The 1,410-nt window shown below is 61.9% G+C and carries 4 protein-coding genes; all 4 read right to left on the reverse strand.

Annotation, left to right across the window (positions count from 1 at the left end; all coding sequences use genetic code 11):
* Window positions 1-91: 91 nt before the first annotated feature.
* Window positions 92-328: a hypothetical protein gene (locus tag AB0300_RS18815; RefSeq protein WP_366216692.1), complete on the reverse strand. Its 237-nt coding sequence runs from the start codon at window positions 326-328 to the stop codon at window positions 92-94.
* Window positions 328-582: a hypothetical protein gene (locus AB0300_RS18820; protein WP_366216693.1), complete on the reverse strand. Its 255-nt coding sequence runs from the start codon at window positions 580-582 to the stop codon at window positions 328-330. Before AB0300_RS18820 ends, AB0300_RS18815 begins: the two co-directional genes overlap by 1 nt.
* Window positions 582-746: a hypothetical protein gene (locus AB0300_RS18825; protein WP_366216694.1), complete on the reverse strand. Its 165-nt coding sequence runs from the start codon at window positions 744-746 to the stop codon at window positions 582-584. The genes AB0300_RS18820 and AB0300_RS18825 overlap by 1 nt, the downstream gene beginning before the upstream one ends.
* Before the next feature lie 141 nt (window positions 747-887).
* Window positions 888-1,334 carry a hypothetical protein gene (locus AB0300_RS18830; RefSeq protein ID WP_366216695.1) on the reverse strand — a complete coding sequence of 149 codons (447 nt, stop codon included), beginning with the start codon at window positions 1,332-1,334 and terminating at the stop codon, window positions 888-890.
* Between the last annotated feature and the right edge of the window lie 76 nt (window positions 1,335-1,410).

Consider the following 1,410-nt stretch of genomic DNA (forward strand, 5'->3'; position numbering starts at 1 on the left):
GGATGCAGGAGCACATCTTGATTCCCGTTGATGTCCGCCATGATGTAGGGGAACCAACGATTCCTATTCCGGTCGGTCGCGATCCAATCCATCACGGTTCTCCTTTGATCGTGTTGCGTTTCGTGCAGCCGCAGTCGGTGTACTCACCGTTCACCCACCGTGTTTCGCACTGCTCGTCATGCCGTGTGCCCTGGGTGACGGCGAAAGCGACTAGGGCTGACACGGCGTTATCGAATTGCTCCGCGGTGTAGGCCCGGTTGGTGTGCGCGAGGTAGTCGGCACGAACGGCATCAAAACTTGGCCGCGTCCTCAGCTTCGGCAAGGTCATCACGGTTCTGAGATGAGGTCGTGCAGATTGCAGTAGTCGTCGTACTTGATGCGCCCCTGAGCATTCATGTCGTCGAGATACGCACGCGCGTCGGACGGTTCGCCCTGCGACTCGCGCCGCAATCGCCGGTTCTCGGTGGCCTCATCGGCCCACGCGATCGTTTCCTCAGCGCATCGGATTCGCCACTTCTCCTTCTCGGCGGTCATCGCCGCGAGTTCGTCCCGAAGGGTCTGCATCTCGTCGTGCTCGGACATCACGGTTCTCCTTTGATCGTGTTGATGGCGACCTGTGCGCGGCTGATCCACCATGCGAGGTCGCCCGGGTGATTCGGTGGCCACGGGCAAACGGTCTCTTCGGGGTCGTCAGGGTCGGGCGCCTCAAACATCGCCGCCGCCACCCGGTTCGTCAGGTCATCCATGCGCCTACCCCCAGCACGCTCGGCATGTGCAGTGCGGGACGAGACGACCGCGGTAGTGACACATGCGCGACTGGTTAAAGTGCTCAGGGCCACCATGAGCAGCCGCATGAACACATGTCTCACACCCCTCAACCGTGACCATCAGGCCGACTCCGGCCAGAGTCGACGGCCTGAGACGATCCCGGTGGCGTCATCGATGTCGAAGTACGCACCCCCTGCTGATACCCCATCCCTGCCTCCCACCGTGCGGTCGGCGTGAACGAAGACGATGTGCTCGGACTCGTCGTCCAGTGTCAATTCCCAGACCTCCCCGGGCTTGGCGTCGTGCCAGGGTTTCCGCTCGGGGTGCGCCTCGAAGTACGCCCGAGCGGCCTTCGTCATGTTGGACCCGCCGACATTCGCGTGTTCCCGATGGGTGTAGTGCTTCGTGTGCCCGGTGGACTCATTGAGCACCAGCCAGTCCCCAGTGTCCTTCGCGTACACCACGTAGTCGGGGTTGTCGGGCCAGCGCCACCGTCCTAGTTCTTTGTCGCGCTCATGCTGGAAGAACTCACGCAACGCTTCCTTGTACTCTTCGTTGATCGCCATGTTCAGTGGCCTTCCTTGTGTAGTGCGCGTTGGTAGGCGGCCGTTTCGACCAGGAACCCCGCAACCCGCAAACGCC

This window comes from Microbacterium sp. NPDC078814, from assembly GCF_040702645.1.
Taxonomy (GTDB): Bacteria; Actinomycetota; Actinomycetes; order Actinomycetales; family Microbacteriaceae; genus Microbacterium.